20 protein-coding genes, 1 tRNA gene and 1 CRISPR repeat array are annotated in these 23994 nt (G+C 57.3%); of the genes, 12 read left to right on the top strand and 9 right to left on the bottom strand.

Going from position 1 to position 23994, the window contains the following annotated elements; all coding sequences use genetic code 11:
* Positions 1–136 precede the first annotated feature (136 nt).
* A CRISPR array of direct repeats spans positions 137–711; the repeat unit is 37 nt; unit sequence GTTTCCGTCCCCTTGCGGGGAAAAGGTAGGGATCAAC.
* A 248-nt stretch (positions 712–959) separates the two neighbouring features.
* Both cas1 and NW842_RS11955 read right to left on the bottom strand, forming a co-directional pair.
* Positions 960–1436 carry a CRISPR-associated endonuclease Cas1 gene (gene cas1, locus NW842_RS11960; RefSeq protein WP_414374220.1) on the bottom strand — a complete coding sequence of 159 codons (477 nt, stop codon included), beginning with the start codon at positions 1434–1436 and terminating at the stop codon, positions 960–962.
* Positions 1433–2854: a TIGR03985 family CRISPR-associated protein gene (locus NW842_RS11955; protein WP_414374221.1), complete on the bottom strand. Its 1422-nt coding sequence runs from the start codon at positions 2852–2854 to the stop codon at positions 1433–1435. The genes cas1 and NW842_RS11955 overlap by 4 nt, the downstream gene beginning before the upstream one ends.
* Before the next feature lie 165 nt (positions 2855–3019).
* On the opposite strand from NW842_RS11955, the gene crn3 reads away from it, so the two are divergent.
* The gene (gene crn3, locus NW842_RS11950) at positions 3020–3988 is read left to right on the top strand and encodes a CRISPR-associated ring nuclease Crn3/Csx3 (protein WP_414418106.1); all 969 of its coding nucleotides are present in this window, start codon (positions 3020–3022) and stop codon (positions 3986–3988) included.
* Positions 3989–4203: 215 nt separating this feature from the next.
* Here the strand turns inward: crn3 and NW842_RS11945 are convergent, their stop codons facing one another.
* The 4 genes from NW842_RS11945 to NW842_RS11930 form a co-directional block, all read right to left on the bottom strand.
* Positions 4204–5043, bottom strand: a complete 840-nt coding sequence (locus tag NW842_RS11945; protein ID WP_414374223.1) for a nitrate ABC transporter ATP-binding protein — start codon at positions 5041–5043, stop codon at positions 4204–4206.
* Between the two features lie 71 nt (positions 5044–5114).
* On the bottom strand, positions 5115–7112 hold the full coding sequence (locus NW842_RS11940) for a nitrate ABC transporter ATP-binding protein (protein ID WP_414418105.1): 1998 nt from the start codon (positions 7110–7112) through the stop codon (positions 5115–5117).
* A 68-nt stretch (positions 7113–7180) separates the two neighbouring features.
* On the bottom strand, positions 7181–8008 hold the full coding sequence (gene ntrB, locus NW842_RS11935; protein WP_414418104.1) for a nitrate ABC transporter permease: 828 nt from the start codon (positions 8006–8008) through the stop codon (positions 7181–7183).
* Between the two features lie 522 nt (positions 8009–8530).
* Positions 8531–9841, bottom strand: a complete 1311-nt coding sequence (locus NW842_RS11930) for a CmpA/NrtA family ABC transporter substrate-binding protein (RefSeq protein WP_414418103.1) — start codon at positions 9839–9841, stop codon at positions 8531–8533.
* Between the two features lie 204 nt (positions 9842–10045).
* Here NW842_RS11930 and NW842_RS11925 point away from each other — a divergent pair, with 204 nt between their 5' ends.
* From NW842_RS11925 to NW842_RS11890, 8 genes are all read left to right on the top strand, one after another.
* The gene (locus NW842_RS11925) at positions 10046–11143 is read left to right on the top strand and encodes a tocopherol cyclase family protein (RefSeq protein WP_414418102.1); all 1098 of its coding nucleotides are present in this window, start codon (positions 10046–10048) and stop codon (positions 11141–11143) included.
* Positions 11144–11318: 175 nt separating this feature from the next.
* Positions 11319–11392: transfer RNA gene (locus NW842_RS11920), tRNA-Arg, on the top strand.
* 118 nt (positions 11393–11510) lie between these two features.
* Positions 11511–13985: an ATP-dependent Clp protease ATP-binding subunit gene (locus NW842_RS11915; RefSeq protein ID WP_011432255.1), complete on the top strand. Its 2475-nt coding sequence runs from the start codon at positions 11511–11513 to the stop codon at positions 13983–13985.
* Positions 13986–14112: 127 nt separating this feature from the next.
* A complete protein-coding gene (locus NW842_RS11910) occupies positions 14113–14748 on the top strand; it encodes an ATP-dependent Clp protease proteolytic subunit (protein WP_414349574.1) in 636 nt (211 codons plus the stop codon).
* Between the two features lie 17 nt (positions 14749–14765).
* Positions 14766–15035 (top strand): hypothetical protein, encoded by a 270-nt coding sequence (locus NW842_RS11905; protein ID WP_414349572.1) that lies wholly within the window; start codon positions 14766–14768, stop codon positions 15033–15035.
* A gap of 37 nt (positions 15036–15072) precedes the next feature.
* Positions 15073–15420: a Uma2 family endonuclease gene (locus NW842_RS11900; RefSeq protein WP_414418101.1), complete on the top strand. Its 348-nt coding sequence runs from the start codon at positions 15073–15075 to the stop codon at positions 15418–15420.
* Complete coding sequence (locus NW842_RS11895) at positions 15368–15979, top strand: ATP-dependent Clp protease proteolytic subunit (RefSeq protein WP_011432257.1); 612 nt, start codon at positions 15368–15370, stop codon at positions 15977–15979. The genes NW842_RS11900 and NW842_RS11895 overlap by 53 nt, the downstream gene beginning before the upstream one ends.
* A 107-nt stretch (positions 15980–16086) precedes the next feature.
* Entirely contained in the window at positions 16087–16392 is a 306-nt protein-coding gene (locus NW842_RS11890; RefSeq protein WP_414387969.1) for a hypothetical protein, read from the top strand.
* A 14-nt stretch (positions 16393–16406) separates the two neighbouring features.
* Here the strand turns inward: NW842_RS11890 and NW842_RS11885 are convergent, their stop codons facing one another.
* Positions 16407–17018, bottom strand: coding sequence for a chromophore lyase CpcT/CpeT (locus NW842_RS11885; RefSeq protein ID WP_414416809.1), 612 nt, complete (start codon positions 17016–17018; stop codon positions 16407–16409).
* 8 nt (positions 17019–17026) lie between these two features.
* On the opposite strand from NW842_RS11885, the gene NW842_RS11880 reads away from it, so the two are divergent.
* Positions 17027–18421 (top strand): malic enzyme-like NAD(P)-binding protein, encoded by a 1395-nt coding sequence (locus NW842_RS11880; protein ID WP_414418100.1) that lies wholly within the window; start codon positions 17027–17029, stop codon positions 18419–18421.
* A gap of 7 nt (positions 18422–18428) precedes the next feature.
* Here NW842_RS11880 and NW842_RS11875 read toward each other — a convergent pair whose 3' ends face one another.
* Both NW842_RS11875 and NW842_RS11870 read right to left on the bottom strand, forming a co-directional pair.
* Positions 18429–19469: an ABC transporter ATP-binding protein gene (locus NW842_RS11875; RefSeq protein ID WP_414418099.1), complete on the bottom strand. Its 1041-nt coding sequence runs from the start codon at positions 19467–19469 to the stop codon at positions 18429–18431.
* A complete protein-coding gene (locus tag NW842_RS11870; protein ID WP_414358329.1) occupies positions 19462–20505 on the bottom strand; it encodes an ABC transporter ATP-binding protein in 1044 nt (347 codons plus the stop codon). Before NW842_RS11870 ends, NW842_RS11875 begins: the two co-directional genes overlap by 8 nt.
* A 527-nt stretch (positions 20506–21032) precedes the next feature.
* On the opposite strand from NW842_RS11870, the gene NW842_RS11865 reads away from it, so the two are divergent.
* Together NW842_RS11865 and NW842_RS11860 are read left to right on the top strand one after the other, a co-directional pair.
* The gene (locus tag NW842_RS11865; protein WP_414418098.1) at positions 21033–22772 is read left to right on the top strand and encodes a peptide ABC transporter substrate-binding protein; all 1740 of its coding nucleotides are present in this window, start codon (positions 21033–21035) and stop codon (positions 22770–22772) included.
* 146 nt (positions 22773–22918) lie between these two features.
* Positions 22919–23881 (top strand): ABC transporter permease, encoded by a 963-nt coding sequence (locus NW842_RS11860; RefSeq protein WP_414358333.1) that lies wholly within the window; start codon positions 22919–22921, stop codon positions 23879–23881.
* Positions 23882–23994: the final 113 nt, after the last annotated feature.

Genomic DNA, 23994 nt, shown 5'->3' with positions numbered 1-23994 from the left:
CAATGACTTTTGCCAAACCGCCTAAAGCTCAGTAAATTCAGCAAAGTTCAGGGTTTTGGGGGTTAGAGGCATGCTCTTGCAGGGAGAAGGTAGAGATCAACCTCACTTCTCTTTGCTCATTACTCGCTTCTCTCTAGTTTCCGTCCCCTTGCGGGGAAAAGGTAGGGATCAACGTAGATTCTGAGCGGGAGGTCCCAGAAGAAATTCTGGGGTTTCCGTCCCCTTGCGGGGAAAAGGTAGGGATCAACGTGAGTTTCGCCTCAAGCCCACATGGCTTCCTCAACTCGACGGGTTTCCGTCCCCTTGCGGGGAAAAGGTAGGGATCAACAATACGAGCGAATTGACTGCGATATTCCTCACTACTATGGTTTCCGTCCCCTTGCGGGGAAAAGGTAGGGATCAACGCAAAGTGTGTTAGAGGGGGTCGCCCGCCGCTTTGGGTTTCCGTCCCCTTGCGGGGAAAAGGTAGGGATCAACGGCTCAGCGGGAGTAACGAGTAAGTAACTTTCTCTTTTAAACGTTTCCGTCCCCTTGCGGGGAAAAGGTAGGGATCAACACGGACCTATTCCTCCGGTGCAGTACCCGTACTGCACAATGTTTCCGTCCCCTTGCAGGGAAAAGGTAGGGATCAACCGTGCTAACTTTGGTACTTACAGAGCTGTAGCAGATGAGGTGTTTCCGTCCCCTTGCGGGGAAAAGGTAGGGATCAACCCTACCCTCGGAAAAGCCTGAATTCATGAGGTTTTCAAGGTGCGTTCGCGAGGGAGTACGGAGATTCCTCGACACAGATATTAACATTGTCCTCGCGGCCAAGCGCAAGCGGGGAAATTGAGCTTGCTACGGCCATTATGTCACGTTTTTGGGCCAATCGGGGCAAAAGATCTAAAGTTTCCCTTAAAATCTTGTGCCGGCAGAGTCAGGCTGGTGATGGCTCGCCCCGACAGATCGCGCACAAAACTTTACAATTTCGGCCCGGTGGAGCGATCCAACTGTTGCAGGTAGGCGGCGATAACATCAGTACCCTCCTGTATGGGGGCAATTTGGCCGCGGGTAGCCCGGTTGTGCAGTTGTAGAATTGCCCGTTGGTTGCGAATCTTGCCGCGCACAATCACCTTGGCCCACCTCAGCCCCCAGGGGGAGTAGGCCCGCTGATACTGGGCCAGACGGATCTCAGAGTTGGTGGAGAAGGATCCCTGCAGGCGACCGCGAAAACCGCCATCCGCACGCAAAAAAATGGTTTCGATGCCTCGATCCAGCAGTTGGGCCAAAGCTGCGCTGGTCAATTGGATCCCGGGCAACACCACCACCAGCTCCACCTCCGCAAGGCGGCAAAGCTGCTCTTGACCACGGCGGCGAATGAGCAGGGTTTGGTTTTGGCAGTGAACCACAGTCCCCGGCTCGGTTAGGTAGAGGGTGGTCATGGGCAGGAAGGTCAAGAAAGCTTCAGGTCGGGGCGATAAAACTGCAGCTCTGCCTGAGCTTCTCGAGCCATCTGTTCCCGGTAGGCCGGGGGAGCGATCACCTCGCCGTTGGGCCGCCAATCCCGCAGGCGCATGGTGAAATTGGTATCTCCCACCCGTACCCAGGCGCGGAAGTACCGGTCGCTGGCTGGTCTTTGCCGGACAATGTTCAAAATCTGTTCGCGCTCCCGCGCATCCGCCACTGCCCGTTGCACCAAAGCCGGGATCCGCTCGTAGGCAATGGGCTGGAAGGTGGGATGTCGCACTGTGCTCTCCACGTAGCGACGGGCAAACTCCGGGGAAAATCGAAGGATCAACAAAGCCTTGGGCAAGTAAAAATCGGATCCCCAGGCTTCTTCCCATGCTGCTTGGACTTCCTCTGGGCTGGGCAGCTTCTTTTGCCGTTTGCGGGTTGCCAGCTCTGGCGGAATGGAAGGAGCGTCCCAGGGAATCACCGCCAGGCGCTTAGACTGGATCCGATCCAGCCGAAAATTGTGCCAGCCCAGGGATCCTTCGGGGGTGGGAAGCTGGCCAAAGGCTGCCAAATACTTGGCGCGGCGGGCATAGAACAAACAGACTGGGTAAGTGAGAACGTGTCGGATCCCATGTTGGCGGGTGGCGTAGTCAAAACCGATCACCCCTGCTTCTGGGTTGGCCCAAAGGGCTTCTAGCTGGCTTTGATATTCATCCACCCGTTCTTGCTGTTCGTCTGAGAGGATGTACTCAAACCACACAAACAGCCGCCGCTGCGAGTGCTGATCGCGCCAGCGGGACGGAGTCCTTTGGTTGGCCCAGATTTCATCCAGCAAAACCTGCACATCTGGATGTACAAAGGCCACATCGCTGAGGATGTGATAGATCTGTTCCAGTTGATGGCCCGATAAGGTCAAAGCCGATGAAGATACGGGCAGTTGGGGACGATCCCCCGGCGCACGGCAGCGAAAATTATCTCTCCGCCTAGAGTTGGCCTGAATTTGTTGCAGCCAACCCCGGGCAGCCAGGTAATCCAGCTCTTTGCGCAGTGTGCGATGGGTCTTGTGAAAGGGTTGAGCAGATAGCAGCGCTTCCAGATCCGGAACTTCTGCTTTTAAGGCGGCCAATAGGTTGGCATCCTTCAGCCAAAAACTCAAGGGTTTCCAGCAAATGCAGTCAACATCAGGACAGGGTGAAGGGATCCCTTTTGCCAGATCCTGCTTGGGATGCCACGGCGAGAGCAAGCGATCCCGGATGTGGGTGTAGCCAAAGGTTTCCGGCAGGTCTGGCCAGCGGTTTTCGCCATAGAGGCAGTGGAGCAGTACCCACAGGCGCACGGCCCGCTCCAGGCGCTCCGCCAACTGACCGCCCGCTAACCAACGCAACACTTCCACCGTCAAAGGCAGCTCAAATCCGCTCATCCGACAGTTCCCTCGGTTCTTAGGTCAACCAGTTGATGGCACTCCAGGCCAGGGGTTTTCTTGGAGCAAGGCGCAAGTGAGAGCCTGACCACTCTGACATGAGTTGGAACCTTCCACTTCCAATCTCTTCCATACTGAAGTCAACCTGTCTCGTCAAATCTGCCCATGGCTGCTGTGGCACTGCATTTGCTTTCCGGCTGTCTGGCCGCTCGCGCCAGCGGGACGGAGTCCTTTCGCGCCAGCGGGACGGAGTCCTTGGACCCTCGAAGATCCCATTCTTCGGAACTGTCTTTTCAGGTCATCGAAATTGAGCTGACCCGACCGGATCGCTTGGTTTTTCCAGAGGATTTGGCTCAGCTTCAGCTGCCTGCCGGGATCAATGCCCAGCTGGGGGTGGTTCTGACGGGGCGGGCCCCCATTTGGCTGTATGGCTGGCTGGTGCATGAGTGCCACTTCACCCGTTGGGTGGCCTGTTATGACCCACGCTTGGGCGCGGTGGTGGTCTCCAGCCATACCCCCGAAGTGCGGGTGGGCCAGGTCATCCCCTGGGTGCAGGGAAGGCCGGGCAAGGCCTACGGCCCGCTGACGCGAACAGAATTGGCAGCGGCGGTGATGGTGGTGGGCCCCCCCGACAGTGGCAAAAGCCGTCTTGCCCGCGCCCTCTTCGAAGCTCTGCTGCCGGAGCATCCCGATATTTATCTGCAACGGGCCCATTGGGATGGGGAAGGCAATTGGACTTTAGACTTGCCACCAGAAGAGGCGAAGATCCTCAAGCACCAGTACCGGGGCTCTTTTACCCCCGAATTTTTCAGCTTCCATGCCCAGGCCATTCTGGCTTTGCGCCGGCAAAAGAGTTTGGTGATTGTGGATGTGGGCGGCAAGGTGGATCCGCAAAAGCAGCCGATCCTGGAAGCCTGCTCCCACTACCTGGTGGTCAGCCGGGATCCCGAGGCTATCCCTCTCTGGCACGAGTTTTGTCGAGACCGGGGCAATTTGCGCTGTGTGGCCATCCTGCACACCTCGCCCGGCCCTCCTCAAGTGCTCAAAGACTCACCTGAGTTGGAAATTCGCTGGGATCCCAACTCTCCTCCCCCCGCGGAGCTGCTGCGGGCGGTGCGCCGCCTCATTCACTAGAGCTGCAGGTTCAGAATTGGAGGGGCGGGTCAGCATATATCGCATCCCGGACGCTGGCCGTTTTGGACGAGCGGTTGCACGGCGTTGTGTGCGAGTTCCAAGAGAGGTTTGCGGATCGCCTGACCAGGGGCTGCACCTGATGGCCAAGGTGTGTGGTTTTTGGGTTTTGGGTTGCCTTGTCGCCCTCTCGCTCCGTCAACTGCTCCAGGTTGGATTTACCGGCAAGCCGCCTCTGGGTTGGCTTCATGGCCGTAGAGATAGCTGAGAACCAAGTTGCGCAGGCGGTAGTACTGCGGATCTTCAAGAATCCGCTCGCGATCCCGAGGGCGCGGGAAGGGGATGGTCACAATCTGCCCGATGGTGGCTGCAGGGCCATTGGTCATCAGCACCAGGCGGTCGGCCAAAAACAGCGCCTCATCAATGTCGTGGGTAATCATCAAAACCGTGCAGCGATGTTCATCCCAAATGCGCAACAGCTCCTCTTGCAGCTCCTCTTTGGTAATGGCATCCAAGGCCCCGAAGGGTTCATCCAAAATCAGCACTTCTGGACGGATGGCCAACGCACGAGCAATGGCTACCCGCTGTTTCATCCCTCCCGAAATTTGCGAGGGATATTTCTGAGCGGCTTCCCCCAGCCCCACCAAATCCAAATGTTCTTCCACAATTCGATGCTTTTCCGACTGGCTCTTTTGGGGAAATACCGACCGAACGGCCAAATAAACATTTTCATAAACCGTGAGCCAAGGCAACAGGGCATACCCTTGAAACACTACCATGCGCTCCGGGCCAGGAGCTGTAATCGGCTGCCCTTTCAGCTTCACCGAGCCACTGGTGGGCTGGGCAAATCCGGAAACCATATTCAGCAGGGTGGTTTTGCCACAGCCGGAATGCCCAACCAAGCAGACAAACTCTCCCTCGTTCACACTGAGGTTGATATCTCGCAAGACGGGATAATCCCCCTTGGGAGTTGAGTAGGTCTTGCTGACATTCTCAAGGCTTAGGTAGGGTTCTGCGGCTACGTTCGCTGGGGTAGAGGTTGTCAAGAGGGCAGTCATCGTAGGGTGCTCCAATTCATGATTTTCTCACAACGGGGAATGTGCTTTTGCAAGGGCGCCCAAGTGGGTATCTAGAGCAACACAGGACGACGATCTAAGGCAACCTCGGCTACATAAATATCGTGCTTAATCGCCAAACTGTTGAGGTAGGCCAGGGGATCCTCACCATTAAAGGGGATCCCATCGAACAACTGAATGGGCTGCCTTTGGTAGGAGACATCCAGTCCCAGCTCGCGGGCTGCCGTGCTGAACACCCCCACCTGACACACCCGCTCTACAATCTCCACCCAGTTGCGAGGGAAGGGCAGATCCCCCCAGCGGGCCATTTGGGTCATCATCCACAGATGCTCGGTGCGGCTGGGACGGTTGCCGGCTCCCAGAAAGAAGCGGTGGTGGGCATATTCCCGCATCGGCCTGTCCAAGTCACAGATCAGACGCTGGGGATCCCCCAGATGAATGTAGGATGGGTCGGTGCTCAGGTAGGCGCGGCGGCTGAGCAGCTCGCGAATCTCGTCGTGATGGGCCGGGTCTTCACAGTAGCGGCAGGCTTCCAACAGCGCTTTCACCAAGGCAATGTGGGTGTTGGGGTAGGCTCTGGCCCAATCTTCTCGCACCCCCAACACTTTGCCGGGATGGCCCAGCCAAATCTCCAGATCTGTAGCCACCGTAAAGCCACTGCCCTCTAAGGCTGCCCGCAAATTCCAGGGCTCTCCCACACAGTACCCATCGATGTTGCCGGCTGTCAGGTTGGCCACCATCTGGGCCGGAGGCAGCGTTTTCAGTACCACATCGTGATCCGGGTGGATCCCACCGGCTGCCAGCCAGTAGCGCAACAGCAAATTGTGCATAGAGCTGGGATGCACCACCCCAAAGGTAAGCCGACGGCTGGGACTATCCAGAATGTAAGCCTTCAACTGGCTGAGGGTGTGGATCCCTTGCTCGTAGAACCGCTTATGCAAGGTGATGGCATTGCCGTTGCGGGTCAAGGTGAGGGCAGTAACCACCGGCTGAGGCGGGTTATCCCCTCCACCCAAAGACATCCACACCGGCATACCGGCGGGCATTTGGGCCGCATCCAGATAACCTCCCTGAATGCCGTCTTGGATCCCTCGCCAACTGGTTTCCCGCACCAAATTCACTTCTTCCAAGCCGTGTTTGGCAAAGAACCCTTTTTCTTTGGCCACAGCCAACGGAGCGCAGGCAGTAAGGGGCACAAAGCCGATCTCCAAGTTGATCTTTTCCAAGCCATGCCTGGCCACCACAGTGCTGCGGCGAGCACGCCATTGCTTGATGCGTTTTTGTTGGTTCAAAAAGTAGATGATCTCGCTGCGGTAGCTGTAGTAGCTGGGATGGTTGACCACCTCCAGCCGACGGCGGGGCCGAGGAATGTCAATGGTTAAAATGTTCCCAATTCGGGATCCCGGCCCATTGGTGAGCATGACCACACGATCTGACAGAAGAACCGCTTCGTCCACATCGTGGGTGACCATGAGAGTGGTCATCTGATGTTCTTCACAGATGCGAATTAACTGCTCTTGCAAGTTCCCGCGCGTGAGCGCATCCAAAGCGCCAAATGGCTCATCCAACAACAACACTTTGGGCCGCAAAGCCAGGGCACGGGCAATGGCCACCCGCTGCTTCATACCCCCGGACAATTGGGCTGGGAGCTTATCTGCTGCGTGGCGCAAGCCCACCAGATCAATGTGCTCTTCCACGATCTGCTGACGCTCCGCCGGAGAATGGTTTTTAAGAACGGCATTCACCGCTAGCGCAATGTTTTGCCGAACCGTTAGCCAAGGCAAAAGCGAGTAATGCTGAAACACCACCATGCGATCGGGGCCGGGAGCGGTGATGGTATGCCCATCCAAAGCCACGATCCCCCCCGTAGGCAAAGACAGCCCCGCCACCATGTTCAATAGGGTGGATTTGCCACAGCCGGAGTGGCCGATTAAGGAGACAAACTCCCCTCGATGGATTTGCAGATCGATCCCTTTCAGAGCAAGGTATTCCTGCCCTCCGGGCAGAGCAAAAGATTTTTCCACCTGCTCCACACTGACCAATACAGACACAGAAAACCTCCCAACCTATCACCCGTCTAGCCTCAAACCAACCACATACTGACAACACATCCAACACATCATTGGTTGGCTATCTTGTTTTGCAAAATAGACATCAGGCGATCCAAAAGCAATCCCACTGCTCCGATGTAGATGACGGCAACGATGATCTCCGTAACGTAGTTCTGCTGGTAGGCATCCCAGATGAAAAAGCCGATCCCCGGCACACCCGACATCACAATCTCTGCGGCAATAATGGCCAGCCAAGACAGGCCGATGCCGATGCGCAGACCTGTGAACATGTAGGGCAGGGCTGAGGGCAGCAACACCTTAAAAAAGAAGTCCACTTTGGAGAGCTTGAGCACTTTGGAGACGTTGATGTAGTCTTCCGGGATCTGTCTCACCCCCACAGCCGTGTTGATGAGAATGGGCCAAATTGAGGTAATAAAAATAACGAACAGGGCAGCCGGCTCATTGCGTTGCAAAGCAGCCAAAGATATGGGCACCCAAGCCAAGGGAGCTACCATGCGCAAAAATTGGAAAATGGGATCCAAAGCTCGGTTGATCCACACGCTGCTTCCTACCAAAATGCCCAGTGTGATGCCCACCAAGGCGGCACTGCAATAGCCGATGGCCACCCTTTGTAGGCTGGCCAAGGTTTGGCGCAGCAGCCCTTGGTCGAGGTCGCTGTTGCGATACAAAGGATGCAGGATCAGATATCGGCTGCGCTCGTCCATCCACACATCCCAAGGCCCCGGCAGCCGAATTAGGTTGGCACTGGCCAAGAGCTGCCAGATGAGCAGAAATCCAACAATGCCCACCACAGGGGGGAGAATCTGATCTCGGTACTTCGCCAAATCAAGCTTCGCTGCCGAAGACTTTGCCGGAGAAGAAAGTGTCGTCGTCATAGCTCCTAGAGGAGGATAGGGTTTTACAAGGTTCTCTGTTGTCGCGCTCTCAGAACATTCCAGCCGCAGGGTTCTACAACGTGTTGGAAACAGAGCATGAACTGGGATTGGCCTTGCCTTTTCGTTGGATGGGCAAACACAGGGATTGCAAACTCAACAAAACTCTCACGACAATCAGAAAACTCAGGATTCCTACGGCTATTGAAAGGATGAGCTTGTCCCAGCGAGGCCGGGCCGGCCTCTCAAAAGGAGGATCCCTGAAGAGTTCGCGCGGAACGTGAAGTAGAGCCAACATAGCCGATCCTCAACATGGCATTTAAAGTTATTCAAAAAGTGCGAGGCTCATAGCATCCATCAACTTTCCATCGTTTGGGCAGAAAGCTCGGCACCGCTTTTTTCGACCTCGTGGGATCCCACAGGTAGGCAGGATCCCTGTCGCGCGAGAGATTCGAACAAGGAAACAGTAAGCCATGGACTTCCTGCGAAAGAAGGTGAGGAACTTGGCCCAATCAAGCTATTCAGCTAGACCCTTTTGATTTTCAGGCTGTTCAGGTAAGCCTGCGGATCCTGTGGGTCAAACACCACACCGTCAAAGAAACGCTCTGTTCCCCGCGAGGTGTTGTTGGGGATGTTCTTCACCCCCAGTGCCTGGGCGGCCTCACGCCAGAGATCTTCACGGTTCACTTCATCCACCAGACGACGGGCAGTATCCAGATCGGGAAGGAAGCGAGCGTGGAAGCCCCAACGCAAGGATTCCGTCAGGAACCAAAGGTCATGGCTCTTGTAGGGGTAAGAGACGCTGCCCCGGCCATCTTCCCAGTACAAGGGCCCGGCATTGAAATCTTGAACAGCTGGCTTGCCGTCTCCCAATTCGTAGTTGCCTTGAAAGGGAGGGGTGAGAACTTCAACCGGCACATTCAGGTAGGCACGCCCTGAGAGAATGCGTGTCAGTTCTTCTCGGTTGGCCGGATCATCACACCATTGCTGCGCTTCCATCACCGCCATCAAAACCGCTTGCGTGGCTTTGGGGTTTTGCTCCACCCAGTCGGCACGAATGGCCAGATACTCTTCGGGATGAAAGGGCCATATTTGTTGGGTTAGAGCCGCCATAAACCCGATCCCATCGGCCACAATCCGGTAGGGCCAGGGATCCCCGGTGCTAAAAGCATCCATGGTGCCATTGCGCATTCCCTGCACCGTTTCGGCAGAGGGAACCGCCAACAGGTCGATGTCTTGATCCGGATCCACTCCCCCGGCGGCAAGCCAGTAGCGGATCCAAAAATCTTGATTGACGTTGGGGAAGGTATGAGCGGCCTTGAATTTGCGTCTGTTGCTGGCGCTGAAGTTTTTGATGTAATCCGCGGCTCCCGAGATATCCAGCCCCAAGCCCTTGCCAACGTGCATTCCGGCAATGGCAATTCCGTTCCCCTGGGTGATCAACTGACACAGAACTGCCATGCGCACCGGCTGATTGTTGGTGATGGCGCCAATGTGGATCATGTGAGGCATCGGCATCTGCCACTGGCCGCCGTCAATGCCCCCACCCGCTGAGCCGATGACCACATTGTCACGGGCTGCCGGCCAACTGGCCTGCTTCAACACCTCTACACCGGTCATGCCGTGCTTGTCGAAAAAGCCCTTTTCCTTGGCGATGATCAGGGGGGCAGACTCCACAATCGGTATAAAGCCTAACCTGAGATTGGGGGTTTCTGGGCCGCTGGCCTGGGCAACCCAGTAGCCTGTGCTGGCCCGTGCTAAGCTGCCACTCACGAGTCCACCCACGGTGGCCGCACCCGCAGACAGCAAAAAGTTACGACGTGACGTCATGCTCACCTCATCGAAAGGATATGTGAAGGCAAGATGGAAGCTTTCCGGTTCAAGTCGCCTGACCCACGGATTTCCTTCGTGAAATCTCAAGAAATCCTTAAATCTCAGCTTGGTTGATATCCTAAGGGCAAATAAATATAGAAACAATACAATTATTATTTTGGTAAGCATAGACTTCCGTTTATCATTGTTGCGATGGCTTAGGTCTCAATGGCGTTTCCTCCAACGGCGGCTTGCTCTGGGCAAAACAACTCAACAGATTGGGGATCCCTGCCCCATGCCGGCTACCACTGGGATGGCTGCACAGAGCGGTTTTTTGAGGGCTGGTACAGCCGCGTCACCTTGCCCGGGGATCCGCCCATCAGCTTTGCCTTCATGTACGCCATCGATCCCAAGCGCGGGGGCATGGCGCAGGTGTTGGGGCCGGAGGAGGAGTTGCATTGGCGCACCTTCCCCAATCCCCGCCGCTTTTGGGCCAGCTCAACCCATCTGGCCTTGGGGCACTCAGGGATCCCAGACCCTGGCTGTCGCGGCCTTCAGGATCCCCTCACCTTCTTCCAGCGCACCGCCAGCGGCTACCAATACACCGCCCACCTCAATCAGGGGATTTTGCCGGATCCCTTGGTCTCTGAGCCTATTCGCTGGCTCTACCGAATTCAACCTCGTTTTGCCTATGGGATCCCACCCCGAGCCACCATGGGAGCCTGGTCTTATCTGCCCATCTTTGAGCCGGGCTGGCAGATCCTCATGAGCCATGGCTTGGCCACCGGCTGGGTGGAGTGGAGAGGCAGGCGCTATGCATTTCAGCAGGCTCCCGCCTACGCCGAAAAAAATTGGGGCCAAAGCTTTCCTCGCCGCTGGTTTTGGATCCAGTGCAACGCCTTTCCCCAGCATCCCGGCCTTAGCCTCACCTGTGCCGGAGCTGAGCGGCAGGTGCTCACCCGCCCCGAAGAAGTGGCCCTGATCAGCTTGCATGGGTGGGGATCCCAGCCCTTTTTGGAATGGCGACCCGGATCCGCTCGGCTGACCTGGCAAGTGGATCCCTGGGGATCTTGGCGAATCCGGGGAGAGAGCGCCCTCTGGTGTATTCGGCTGGAAGGGCACACGCGGCGGCCTGGCCAAACTGTATTCGCCCCTAGCCCAGAAGGGATGCAGCGCAACTGTCGGGATACCCTGGCAGGACATCTGCACCTGCAGCTTTGGCAGCGCAACGGCCAAGTCTGGACGCCGGTGATCAAGGCCACCAGCCCCCAAGCCGGCCTCGAAGTGGGGGGAGAAGTTCCGCGACCTTGGCAAGGGCAATGTTAACGCTGGCGGATATCTACACCCCCGTTGGACTTTCCAAAAAACGCTCTTGTGCTAGAATGCCTAAGCCACATTGATAGATGTCCATCTCTGTCTCTGGATAGTACTGGATAGTATCTAAGTAACTATGGACAGATAGTATGGACAGACAGTCAACCGTGGTTGGCCCGCCCCTTTTGCGCCTGTAGCTCAGTGGACTAGAGCACGTGGCTACGGACCACGGTGTCGGGAGTTCAAATCTCTCCAGGCGCGTTTTGGCCCCAGACAGCTTCCGTCTGGGGTATTTACCGTCCCTTGGTTTCGCCTGAACTTGTGCTAGGATTACCCCTATCAAGTCCGCCTTGATGCAGGCGTAGGGAGCCCGAGGATCATGTTTGAACGCTTTACAGAAAAAGCCATCAAGGTGATCATGCTGGCCCAAGAAGAAGCCAGACGGTTAGGTCACAATTTCGTTGGCACCGAGCAAATTTTGTTGGGGTTAATCGGCGAGGGCACTGGGGTCGCCGCCAAAGTTCTCAAGTCCATGGGAGTGAACTTGAAGGACGCCCGCATTGAAGTCGAGAAAATTATCGGTCGGGGATCCGGTTTTGTGGCCGTCGAGATCCCTTTCACTCCCCGCGCCAAGCGAGTGCTGGAACTCTCCCTAGAAGAGGCCCGCCAGCTCGGCCACAACTACATTGGCACTGAGCACCTGCTCCTGGGCCTAATCCGAGAAGGGGAAGGGGTGGCAGCCCGCGTTTTGGAAAACCTGGGGGTGGATCTCTCCAAGGTGCGCACCCAGGTGATCCGCATGTTGGGCGAGACCGCCGAAGTGACGGCGGGGGGGGGATCCTCCAGCCGCACCAAAACGCCCACCCTGGACGAATTCGGCTCCAACCTCACCCAACTGGCCCAGGAGGGCAAGCTGGATCCGGTGGTCGGTCGGACGCGGGAGATCGAGCGGGTGATCCAGATCCTGGGCCGCCGCACCAAGAACAACCCCGTCCTCATTGGCGAGCCGGGGGTAGGCAAAACCGCCATCGCCGAGGGTTTGGCCCAGCGCATCGTGCAGGGGGATGTGCCCGATATTTTGGCCGACAAGCGGGTGATCAGCCTGGATATTGGCTTGCTGGTGGCCGGCACCAAGTACCGCGGCGAGTTTGAAGAGCGCCTCAAGAAAATCATGGATGAGATCCGCAATGCCGGCAACATCATCCTGGTCATCGACGAGGTGCATACCCTGATCGGGGCCGGGGCTGCGGAAGGGGCGATTGATGCCGCCAACATCCTCAAGCCTGCCTTGGCCCGTGGCGAGTTGCAGTGCATCGGCGCCACCACCCTGGATGAGTACCGCAAGCACATCGAACGGGATGCCGCCCTGGAGCGTCGCTTCCAGCCCATCATGGTGGGCGAGCCGACGGTCTCCGAGACCATCGAGATCCTGTTTGGCCTGCGGGAGCGCTACGAGCAGCACCACAAGCTGAAGATCTCCGATGCCGCCTTGGATGCGGCAGCCAAGCTGGCCGACCAGTACATCTCCGACCGCTTCCTGCCAGATAAGGCCATCGATTTGATCGACGAGGCTGCTTCGCGGGTGCGCCTGATCAACTCTCAACTGCCCCCGGCGGCCCGGGAGCTGGATCAAGAGTTGCGGCGAGTGCTCAAGGAGAAAGACGCTGCGGTGCGGGCCCAGAACTTCGACAAGGCTGGTGAGCTGCGGGATCGGGAGATGGAGATCAAGCAGCAGATCCGCGCCATTGCCGCTGCCAAAAAAGCCGAGGAGAGCAGCCGCAGCGAAATGCCTGAGGTAACCGAAGAGGACGTGGCCCAAGTGGTCAGCGCCTGGACGGGGGTGCCGGTGGCCAAGCTGACCGAGAGCGAGTCAGTGAAGCTGCTGAACATGGAAGAAACCCTGCACCAGCGCATCATCGGCCAAGACGAAGCGGTGCGGGCCATCTCCCGGGCCATCCGCCGCGCTCGGGTGGGGCTGAAAAATCCCAACCGCCCCATCGCCAGCTTCATCTTCTCCGGCCCAACAGGGGTGGGCAAAACCGAGCTGACCAAGGCTTTGGCAGCCTACTTCTTCGGCTCCGAGTCAGCCATGATCCGCCTCGACATGTCGGAATACATGGAGCGGCACACGGTCAGCAAGCTGATCGGATCCCCGCCGGGCTATGTGGGCTACAACGAGGGGGGTCAGCTCACCGAGGCGGTACGCCGTCGCCCCTACACGGTGGTGCTTTTCGATGAGATCGAGAAGGCGCACCCGGATGTGTTTAACCTATTGCTGCAAATCCTGGAGGATGGCCGCCTGACCGATGCCAAGGGCCGCACGGTGGACTTCAAGAACACCCTGATCGTGATGACCTCTAACATCGGCTCGAAGGTCATCGAGAAGGGCGGCGGCAGCCTCGGCTTCGAGTTCAACACCAACGACGAGGATGCCAACTACAACCGCATCCGCAACCTGGTGAATGAGGAGCTGAAGCAGTACTTCCGTCCGGAGTTCCTCAACCGCGTGGACGAGATCATCGTCTTCCGGCAACTGACCAAGGATGAGGTGAAGCAGATTGCCGACATCCTGCTCAAGGAAGTGTTTGACCGCATGACGGAGAAGAAAATCCGCCTTACGGTCAGCGACCGCTTCAAAGACTTGGTGGTGGAGGAGGGGTATAACCCCAGCTACGGGGCGCGCCCGCTGCGCCGCGCCATCCAACGCCTGCTGGAAGACATCCTGGCGGAAGAGATCCTGACTGGGCATGTCCGGGAGGGATCGGAGGTGCTCATCGATGTGGATGAGGAGCGCAAGCCCAAGGTGCTGGTCACGGAGCCGGAGCGGGTTCTCTTGCCTCAAGGGGCGGAGTAAAGCTGGCTTTGAGAGGTCCTCAGACTGCAAGGGATCCGTTGGGATGCTGCGGATCCCTTGTGGTCCTCAAGTGTTGTTTTTCTGGTGTTTTTCAGTTGAACAGACCCAGGCGTAGGAGATCTCTGGCATGGTGCAATCGACCTACTACTACTATGGCGGCGCTCCGGTTCGTACCCCACCCCCAGATTTGGCTTCGCTGCTGCTGCAGGAGCGCATTGTCTACCTGGGCTTGCCCCTTGCAGAGGAGTCGAATGCCAACGTCACCAAGCTGATCATCGAGCAACTGCTGTATCTGCAGTACGAGGATCGGGAAAAGCCGATCAAGATGTACATCAACTCGACGGGCACCTATAACTACGACACAGCGGCCTTTGCCATTCTGGACACCATGAACTACATCAAGCCGCCTGTGCATACTATCTGCATCGGCAATGCCATTGGGATGGCGGCCATGTTATTGGCAGCAGGAGCCAAAGGATTTCGGGCCAGTCTGCCCAATGCCACGATCGTGCTCCACCAGCCCTATGGGGGCACCCGTGGACAGGCCAGCGACATCGAAATTCGCACCCGCGAGATTCTGACTTTGCGCAACATGATGCTGGAGCAACTGTCCCGCAGCACGGGCCAGCCTATGGAGCGCATCAAGAAGGACACGGAGCGGCTATTTTTCATGACACCAGAGGAAGCCAAAGCCTACGGCCTCATCGATCAGGTGCTGACCAGTTCCAAAGGCGTGCCGAAGTTGGCAACAGCCAAAAACTGAAGCAGAGGGATCCGTCGATGGTTCAAGTTCCCGTACAGCCTTTGACGGTGGGGGAGTACCTACGCCTCACGGACGGGCTTTATGAAGGACGGGTTGAACCTGAAGACGGGTCCATTCGGGAAGCCGAGGAGCGTATGAACACCCTCATTGAGCTGTTTCTGGTTGCGGAATTGCCCAAGTTTTTGCCCATCCAACGCCTGAGCTTGGGCCAAGTTGAGGTCGAAGTGCCCGCAGCCAAGGCTCGGTTGCGCAATCCAGAGGTGATGGCTTTGCATCCCGCTATGTGAGCTTGCTGGGAAACGGTTGCGGAATCCTTGCCTGCACATGCCCCTGCCGCTGTTGGTGGTGGAAGTCGTTTCCCCCGGAGTAGACAATGAAAAACACGATTATCAAGACAAGCGCAAAGATTACGCTGCCCGTGGGATCCCGGAATACTGGATTGTGGATCCAGCCAAGCAGTCCGTTTCCGCGGTGCGCTGGGTTGGCGGAGAATACGAAGGCGAGGTCAAAACTGGATCTGGACGCATTGTTTCCTCGGTTTTGCCCCAGCTGGATTTGAGCGCGGAAGATATCTTACAAGCGCGTCGTTCTGTGTTTCATACTTTGCCAGGAGAAACTTATGCCGATTGGAGTGCCTCGGGTTCCCTACCGTTTGCCCGGCGAGCCCTATAGCCAGTGGATTAGCCTTGACGATCGCCTGTACCAAGAGCGGATTTTGTTTATCGGCGAGCCCATTGACGATAGCTTGGCCAATACCATCGTGGGGGTGATGCTCTACCTCAACTCGCAGGATCCGCAAAAGGACATTGTGATGTACATCAATTCTCCCGGTGGCTCTGTGACGGCGGGCATGGCCATCTACGACACCATGAACCACATCAAGCCAGATATCGTTACGGTTTGCGTGGGCCAAGCAGCTTCAATGGGAGCCTTTTTGTTGGCTGCTGGCACCAAGGGCAAGCGGTTTGCCCTGCCCCACTCCCGCATCATGCTGCACCAGCCTTCGCTGGGCACGATCCAAGGCCAAGCCAGCGACATTGAAATTCGCGCCCGCGAAACTCTGCGAGTCAAACGACGCATGAACGAGATCTTGGCGCAAACCACCGGCCAACCGCTGGAGAAAATCGAGCGGGATGTGGAGCGAGACTTTTACCTCTCGGCCACGGAAGCTCAGGCTTACGGCATCGTGGATCGGGTGATCCAAGAGCGCTCGGAAGCCATGGCCAGCTAAAGGGATCCCCCCCTTTCCCCCAGCAACAGGTCGAGGGGTTGGGAAAGGTTGGGAGGGATCCCTTCAAGGGGTGGAGTTCAGTGGACAACGCTAGGAGAACCGGTCGGATGGGCCAACGGCTCTGGAGTGCAGGACTGGGCTGCTGCGCGGGTCTGCTGCTGCTTTGGCCGGAAGCTTGGGCACTGCCCCCTGCCGATGAGATCCCGGAAGAGGTGTTGCGGGCCCAGCCCGACTTGCGGGCTCGCTCTCCGGTCGATAATCAGCCCCTCACCGCCGACGAAGCTCTAGAACTCCAGGAAGCCTTGGCAGCTCGGCCCGAAACCGGATCTGTCTCTCCAGAGGTGGAGCGGCTGATCTTTTTGCTCAGGCTGCGCAAAGGATTTCGAGATCTGTTGCCTTTTTTGTTCCCCTGACTGTTTTCTGGCCCTCACCCCCTGTCCCTCTCTCCCCAAGGGCGAGGGGAAGAGGCCGGTGGGATCCCTTTTTGGTAGCGGTAGGGTCCGGCGCGGGATCCCCAGGTTTGTTGGCCAGTGGCGGCGTCAAAGCCCCGATCCCAGGTGATGAATTCGCTGGGGGTGAGGTCGAACTCGATGTGGATATAGGTGCTATCCCCGGGGTTCAGACGACATTCTCCACCTGGCAGCATTTCGCCGTGGTAGCAGTCTGGGCGCTTTTCCACCAAAATGCGACAACCGGGCAAATGCTCCAGGTCGGCCAAGGAGAGCTGCGCCAAGCGCTGCGGATCCTGAGAGGCACCTGCCCAAGCTGCTTGATCCCGCAATTTGTAGTTCTCGATCCGCAAGGGATCCCCCAATACCTGGAGCACCCGGCTGCGATAAAACTGGCCCGGCGTGTGCTGGTTAAATTGCTCGGTAAAAAAGCCGATCCCCTCCGAGAACAGGTGGGGAAGGCGCACGTACCAAAGGCTGACCGGCACAAACCACACCGGCTCTGCCATCGCCTGGGCGCGGTTGCTGTAGTAGCCCTCCAGCCAGTTGGCCAGGGTGTGCAGGTCGGAAGCGGATTTTTCGTCTACCATAGGGAGCTATGACAAAACTTACCCCCAGCTCTAGCTATAGCATTGCCCTGCGCATTCGCCTGCTCAACCAGCCGGGAGCCCTAGCCCGCGTCACCCAGGCCATTGCGGAAGTGGGAGGCAGCCTCAGCCAGATCGATCTCATCCACCAATCGGCAGCAGAAACGGTGCGAGAAATCTGTGTAGATGCCGTGAGCAGCGAGCATGCTCAGCAAATTTACGCCGCCGTTGCCTCCTTGGCCAATGTGAAGGTGGAGCGGGCGGTGGACCGCACCTTTGAGCTGCACCGCGGGGGAAAGCTGCAGGTGGTGGCTAAAAGCCCCCTGGAGAGCGCCGCCGATCTGGCCATGGCCTACACGCCGGGGGTAGGGCGGGTTTCTCTGGAAATTGCTGCCAACCCCGCCGCGGTCTATGAGTACACCATCAAGGGCAACAGTGTGGGCATTGTAACCGATGGTAGCGCGGTGCTGGGCTTGGGGAATGTCGGCCCGGAGGCAGCTTTGCCGGTGATGGAGGGGAAAGCGGCCCTGTTCAAGCGCTTTGCCGATATCGATGCTTTCCCTCTGTGCCTGGCCACCCAGGATGTGGCGCAAATTGTGGAGACGGTGGTGCATCTGGCCCCCGGCTTCGGTGGCTTCAACTTGGAAGACATCAGCGCCCCCCGTTGCTTTGCCATCGAATCGCAGCTCAAAGCTCGCCTCAACCTGCCGGTGTTTCACGACGATCAACATGGCACGGCGATTGTGGTGCTGGCCGCACTCCTGAATGCCCTCAAGGTGGTGAAAAAAACCTTGGATCAGGTGCGCATTGTCATCAACGGGGCCGGGGCAGCCGGTATTGCGGTAACTCAACTGCTGCGGCGGGCCGGGGCAGCCCACATCCTGGTCTGCGACCGCAAAGGGATCCTCAGCCGCTCCCGTTCCGATCTCACCCCGGAAAAAGCCGCAGTTGCCGTCGAGCAGAGGGGATCCCTGGCAGAAGCCTTGGTGGGGGCAGATGTGTTTATTGGGGTGAGCGTGGCCAATGCCCTGACGGTGGAGATGGTGGAAAAGATGGCCCCGGATCCCATCCTGTTTGCTTTGGCCAATCCGGTGCCGGAGATTCAGCCCGAGCTGGTGAGCGATCAGGTGGCGGTGATGGCCACGGGCCGCAGCGACTACCCCAACCAAATCAACAACGTGCTGGCCTTTCCGGGCGTGTTTCGCGGCGCCCTCGACTGCCGCGCCAAGCAGATCAACACCGAGATGTGCCTGGCTGCCGCTCAAGCCATTGCTGCCTTGATCCCACCTGAGGATTTGGATCCCCAGTGGATCATCCCCTCGGTCTTCGACGGGCGGGTGGTTCCTCAGGTGGCCGCTGCGGTAATCCAGGCTGCCCGCCAAACCGGCGTGGCCGGGATCCCTTGAGGGCTACCTAGGGCACCAGGTGACAAGCCACAAAATGCCCCGCGCTCACCTCGCGAAAGGCCGGGGGTGGATCTTGACGGCACGCCTCTGTTACCCAAGGGCAGCGGGTGTGGAAGTTGCATCCTTTGGGCGGGTTGACCGGGCTAGGCACATCGCCCTTGAGGATGATCCGCTTGCGCCTGGCTTCCACTTCCGGGTCGGGAATGGGAACTGCCGAGAGCAGTGCCTGGGTATAGGGATGGAGAGGATTTTGGTAAATCTCGTCGCGATCCGCCAGCTCCACCACCTTGCCCAAGTACATCACCGCCACCCGGTCGGAAATGTGGCGCACCACGCTCAGGTCATGGGCGATGAACAGATAGGTGAGGCCGAACTGCTCTTGCAAAGACTGCAGCAAGTTAATCACCTGGGCCTGAATCGACACGTCCAAAGCCGAGATCGGCTCATCACAGACAATAAAATCCGGCTTCAAAGCCAAGGCACGGGCAATGACAATCCGCTGCCGTTGCCCGCCCGAAAACTCGTGGGGATAGCGGTTGACAAAGTTGGCATTGAGGCCGACCACCTCCAGCAGCTCCCTGACCCGCTCCTGCTGCGCTTTGCCCCCGGCCACCCTAAAGACTGTCAGGGGCTCCCCCACAATTGCCCCCACCGTCTGGCGGAGATTCAGAGCGGCATAGGGATCCTGAAACACCATCTGCATGCGTTGCCGCATGCGGCGCAGCTCTTCCGGGCTGAGCTGGGTCAGATCGACACCCCCAAAATACACGTTCCCGGCGGTGGGCCGATATAACTGCAAAATGGCTCGCCCAAGGGTGCTCTTGCCACAGCCCGATTCTCCCACCAGCCCCAGGGTTTCTCCCCGCCGCACCGCAAAACTCACCCCATCCACCGCCTTGACGGATCCCACCTGTCGTTGCAGGATTAGCCCCCGCCGAATGGGAAAATGCACTTTTAGGTTTTCGACGCGCACCAAGGTGGCTTGGCCGGTCTCAGGTGGGCAAGCATCGACAGAGGCGCTGGCCGGGAAAGAAGGGGGGTCAACCATGGGCCGTCCTCTCCAGCGATTCACCGTCCCCGCCGACACCGGCCACTGACCGCAGATGGGCTTTTCCTTCCGGCTTTACCCAGCAAGCCACCGCATGCTGGGATCCAACGGACTCCAGCTCTGGATTTTCGCTCCAGCAGCGGTCGATGACGAAGCGACAACGGGCCGCAAACGGACAACCCTTGGGATAGTTGACCAAATCCGGGGGCATGCCCTCAATGGGCTGCAGCTTTTCGCGGCGGCGCTCATCCAGGCGGGGGATGCTCTGCAGCAGGCCGATGGTGTAGGGATGACGGGGATTTTTGTAAAGCTGGTGCAACGGAGCTTCTTCCACAATCTGGCCGGCGTACATAACCAAGATCCGGTCGGCCAGGCCCGCCAAAAAGGCCAAATCATGGGTAATCCAGATAATCGCCATGCCGATCTCCTCGCGCAAGGCTTTGATCAACTCCACAATCTGGGCTTGGATCGTCACATCCAAGGCGGTGGTGGGCTCATCGGCAATCAACAGCTTTGGGCGGCAGGACAGGCCCATGGCAATCATCACCCGCTGCCGCATCCCCCCAGAGAATTGGTGGGGATAGTGATCCACCCGCTCGGCTGCTGCCGGGATCCCAACCATTTGTAACAGTTCAATAGTCCGCTGCCGTGCTTGGGCAGGAGTCATGCCCAGGTGCAACTGCAGAGCCTCGGCAATTTGTTGGCCCACTCGCAAGACAGGGTTCAAGGAGGTCATGGGGTCTTGAAAGATCATGGCGATCTGGTTGCCCCGGATGCGCCGCATTTCCGATTCTTTCAGCTTGAGCAGGTCTTGGCCGGCAAACAGCACCTCGCCCCCCACAATTTTGCCCGGCGGTGTTGGGATCAGCCGCATCACCGAGAGCATGGTGACACTTTTGCCGGATCCCGATTCCCCCACAATGCCCAGAGTTTCCCCCTCGTCCACGTGAAAGCTGGAACCGTTGACGGCCTTCACCACTCCATCCTGGGTATAGAACCGCGTTTCCAGCCGCCATACTTCTAACAATCGCGCCATGCTCCTGGGATCCTTGTCACCGCTACAGCAAAGGAAAAGGATTTCCCCTTATATGGCGAATTTTTCCAGAAAAATCCAGCATCCCTTAGAACCATTTAGACACAAACCAATTCAAGCTCAATCCCGACCGAGTTCAAGTCCAACCCTAAAGAGGAGCAGCACCTAAGGGTTGACGAAACCCTGCCACCATTCTTGCTCATCTCTACAGACATTTGCGTATCCATTTGCACCAAACGGGGGAACCCCATTCCCAGCAATCCAACCCTCTAGGGCTCTGCAAGCGAGATCTGGCAATACTGTGTAACGAATTACAGAAAAATCCCGTCCATCTGCTACCTTGCTGAAACCTAAACCTAAAAGAGGTCTTGATTGAGGCAAACCCTCATCCAACAAAGTTGACCTCAATCGGACCGCCGGGGGGGAACCTTACCCGGTTCTTGCCAGTCAAAGGCTGAAAATCTCTGGGATGACTTGGAGGCCATAGCGCCAGTCCCCTAGCTGAGTCTGTTTACAAGAGGTAAGTGTAAATGTCTTTTCATCCTTTCCAACGTCTGAGACTGCGGTTGGTCAAGCTGCGGCTGTGGTTGATTCCCCTGTTTGTGGTGGGAGGGTTGCTGGTTCACCAGCATTGGATACCCGTCCAGGCCCAAGCCGACGACACCCTGCGGTTGCTGTACTGGCAAGCGCCAACTCTGCTTAACCCTCACCTCTCCACAGGAACCAAAGACTTTGAAGCCAGCCGTTTGGTCTATGAGCCTCTGGCCAGCTTTGATGCCCGTGGTGAAATGGTGCCTTTTTTGGCAGCAGAAATCCCCAGCATTGAAAACGGCGGCGTTGCCAAAGATCTGACCTCTGTCACCTGGAAGTTGAAGAGCGGGGTCACTTGGGCGGATGGAGAACCCTTCACCGCTGAAGATGTGGTCTTCACCTACGAGTACGTTTCCAACCCAGAAGTGGGGGCGATTACCTCCGAATACTATGCCGATGTTGCCTCGGTGGAAGCTGTGGATCCGACCACGGTGAAAATCACCTTCAAAAAGCCGACGGTGGCTTGGTTTGTGCCCTTTGTCGGCAGCAACGGCATGATCATTCCCAAACATATCTTCAAAGACTACAACGGCCCTAACTCCCGCGAGGCCCCTGCCAACCTGGCCCCCATTGGCACTGGCCCCTACATTACCGAAGAGGTGAGGCCAGGGGATGTGATCGTCTATGTGGCCAACAAGAACTTTCGGGAAGAGGGCAAGCCCTTCTTCAAGCGCGTGGAATTGAAGGGAGGTGGAGATGCCACCTCTGCGGCACGGGCGGTGCTGCAAACCGGCGATGCCGACTATGCCTGGAACACCCAGGTAGAAGCTGCAGTGCTCGCTCAGCTAGAGGCTACAGGCATTGGTCGGGTCATTCCCAAGCCTGGCCCGAGCATGGAGCGGATCGTTATCAATTTCTCCGACCCCAACGTAGAGAAAGACGGGCAACGCTCCCACAAGGATGTGCCCCATCCGTTCCTGACGGACTTGAACGTGCGCAAAGCCCTGAGCCTGGCTGTGGATCGGCAAACCACCGCCGATCAGATCTACGGCGTGGCCGGTACCCCCACCAATGACTACGTGTTATCTCCCGAAAACCTGCGGGCCAACGCTCCCTGGGAATTCAACCTGGAGAAAGCTGCAGCGCTGCTGGATGAAGCCGGTTGGGTAGATAGCAACAACAACGGCATTCGGGACAAAGGTGGTGTAGAGATGCGCATGGTTTTCCAAACCTCTGTTAACCCGGTGCGCCAGAAAACTCAGGAGATCATCAAGCAAGACTTCAGCAAGATCGGCATCGACCTGGAGCTGAAGAGCATCGATGCCAGCATCTTCTTCGACAGCGAACCCAACAACCCCGACAACCTGGGCCACTTCTACGCTGACCTACAGATGTACACCACTGGCAACGATAACCCGGATCCGACGAGTTACCTGCGCCGTTACCTTTGCGAGGAGATTGCCCAGAAAGAAAACAACTGGGCCAAGTCCAACGACTCCCGCTATTGCAACCCCACCTACGACGCCATGTTTGCCGAGCTGGTGGCGATGACCGATGCCAAAGAACGGGAGGAGCAGATCAAGAAAATGAACAACTTCCTGACAGTAGAAGATGTGGCGGTGATTCCTTTGATCGACCGCTCCAGCCCGGCGGCAGCGGCCAACAGCCTGGAAGGGATCGATCTCACCCCCTGGGATCTGGAACCTTGGAACATCAAAGATTGGACTCGCAAGTCCTAGGGGATCCTGTCGGGGAGGGGCGGGGGTGAGGGAGGGATCCCTTGCCTCTTTTTTTCCTCTCTGGGCAAGAAAGGCTTTCCCCTAACATTTTGCTGCCAACATCCCTACCATGATGGCATTGCTTTCATTTTTGTCTCTTTGTTTTTATGACGCGCTACTTGATTAATCGCCTGTTGATCTCCATTCCCACCTTGCTGGCCATCAGCATCGTGGTGTTTGCCATCTTGGCTTTGGCACCTGGGGATCCCATGGCAGAATTTGCCACCAATCCTGCCATCACTGCGGAAGTACGGGAGAACATTCGCCGTTCTTTGGGGCTAGATCAGCCGATTTACATCCGCTATGTGAAGTGGCTGTGGGCTTTTATGCAGGGGGATATGGGCTTTTCTTTTACCAGCCGCAGCCCCGTGTTGAACTTGATTTTGCAACGGTTGCCCACCACTCTTTGGATAGTTGGCACTGCATATATTATCGGCGCATTGCTGGCGGTGCCTTTGGGCGTGATCTCTGCCCTGAAGCGCTACACCCTCTTCGACCAAGTGGTGACGACGCTGGCTTTTGTTGGCTTTTCCTTGCCCACCTTTTTTACGGGTATTTTGTTCATCATCATTTTCAGTGTGCAACTGCGCTGGTTCCCCTTCATCTACAACAGCACGCTGCGGGTAACCGATTGGGCAAGTTTTGTGGCCCAGGTGCGCCAATCGATCATGCCTGTGACAGTCTTGGTGTTGTTCCAGGCAGCGGTGCTGATGCGCTTTGTGCGAGCCTCAATGCTGGAGCAAATGAACCGGGATTACGTGCGGACGGCCAGGGCCAAAGGCTTGCAAGAATGGGTGGTGGTGAATCGGCACATTTTGCGCAATGCCTTGATCCCGGTGGTAACCCTGGTGGCCCTGGATATTCCATCCGTGTTTACCGGAGCGCTGGTTACAGAGCAGATTTTTCGCGTACCTGGGATCGGCGCTTTGTTGGTGGATTCCATCTTCCGGGGCGATACGCCGGTGGTGATGGCCATCACCTTTATCTACGCCATCTTGATCGTGATTTTCAATTTGGTGGCGGATATTCTCTACAGCATTTTGGATCCGCGGGTGCAGTATACCCGCTAGGGATCCGGCTCTTCAACAATCTTTCACCCTCAAACTTCTAGGTCGTGTTGATCTTATGTTAGGATAGAGAGAGTAATTTATAGAGGAAAGAGGATGAAGTTGGTTTTTTTAGA

Origin of the sequence: Synechococcus sp. R55.4, assembly GCF_047461935.1 — a bacterium.
Classification (GTDB): domain Bacteria; phylum Cyanobacteriota; class Cyanobacteriia; order Thermostichales; family Thermostichaceae; genus Thermostichus.
The sequence above is the reverse complement of the archived record's forward strand: the minus strand, read 5'-3'. Positions and strand labels throughout refer to the sequence as shown.

Coding starts and splice junctions, on each gene's coding strand:
- NW842_RS11955 (WP_414374221.1), bottom strand. CDS start 2,854: ATGAGCGGATTTGAGCTGCCTTTGACGGTGGAAGTGTTGCGTTGGTTA.
- crn3 (WP_414418106.1), top strand. CDS start 3,020: ATGGCTGCTGTGGCACTGCATTTGCTTTCCGGCTGTCTGGCCGCTCGC.
- NW842_RS11945 (WP_414374223.1), bottom strand. CDS start 5,043: ATGACTGCCCTCTTGACAACCTCTACCCCAGCGAACGTAGCCGCAGAA.
- ntrB (WP_414418104.1), bottom strand. CDS start 8,008: ATGACGACGACACTTTCTTCTCCGGCAAAGTCTTCGGCAGCGAAGCTT.
- NW842_RS11925 (WP_414418102.1), top strand. CDS start 10,046: ATGGCGTTTCCTCCAACGGCGGCTTGCTCTGGGCAAAACAACTCAACA.
- NW842_RS11915 (WP_011432255.1), top strand. CDS start 11,511: ATGTTTGAACGCTTTACAGAAAAAGCCATCAAGGTGATCATGCTGGCC.
- NW842_RS11910 (WP_414349574.1), top strand. CDS start 14,113: ATGGTGCAATCGACCTACTACTACTATGGCGGCGCTCCGGTTCGTACC.
- NW842_RS11905 (WP_414349572.1), top strand. CDS start 14,766: ATGGTTCAAGTTCCCGTACAGCCTTTGACGGTGGGGGAGTACCTACGC.
- NW842_RS11900 (WP_414418101.1), top strand. CDS start 15,073: ATGCCCCTGCCGCTGTTGGTGGTGGAAGTCGTTTCCCCCGGAGTAGAC.
- NW842_RS11895 (WP_011432257.1), top strand. CDS start 15,368: ATGCCGATTGGAGTGCCTCGGGTTCCCTACCGTTTGCCCGGCGAGCCC.
- NW842_RS11890 (WP_414387969.1), top strand. CDS start 16,087: ATGGGCCAACGGCTCTGGAGTGCAGGACTGGGCTGCTGCGCGGGTCTG.
- NW842_RS11885 (WP_414416809.1), bottom strand. CDS start 17,018: ATGGTAGACGAAAAATCCGCTTCCGACCTGCACACCCTGGCCAACTGG.
- NW842_RS11880 (WP_414418100.1), top strand. CDS start 17,027: ATGACAAAACTTACCCCCAGCTCTAGCTATAGCATTGCCCTGCGCATT.
- NW842_RS11875 (WP_414418099.1), bottom strand. CDS start 19,469: ATGGTTGACCCCCCTTCTTTCCCGGCCAGCGCCTCTGTCGATGCTTGC.
- NW842_RS11870 (WP_414358329.1), bottom strand. CDS start 20,505: ATGGCGCGATTGTTAGAAGTATGGCGGCTGGAAACGCGGTTCTATACC.
- NW842_RS11865 (WP_414418098.1), top strand. CDS start 21,033: ATGTCTTTTCATCCTTTCCAACGTCTGAGACTGCGGTTGGTCAAGCTG.
- NW842_RS11860 (WP_414358333.1), top strand. CDS start 22,919: ATGACGCGCTACTTGATTAATCGCCTGTTGATCTCCATTCCCACCTTG.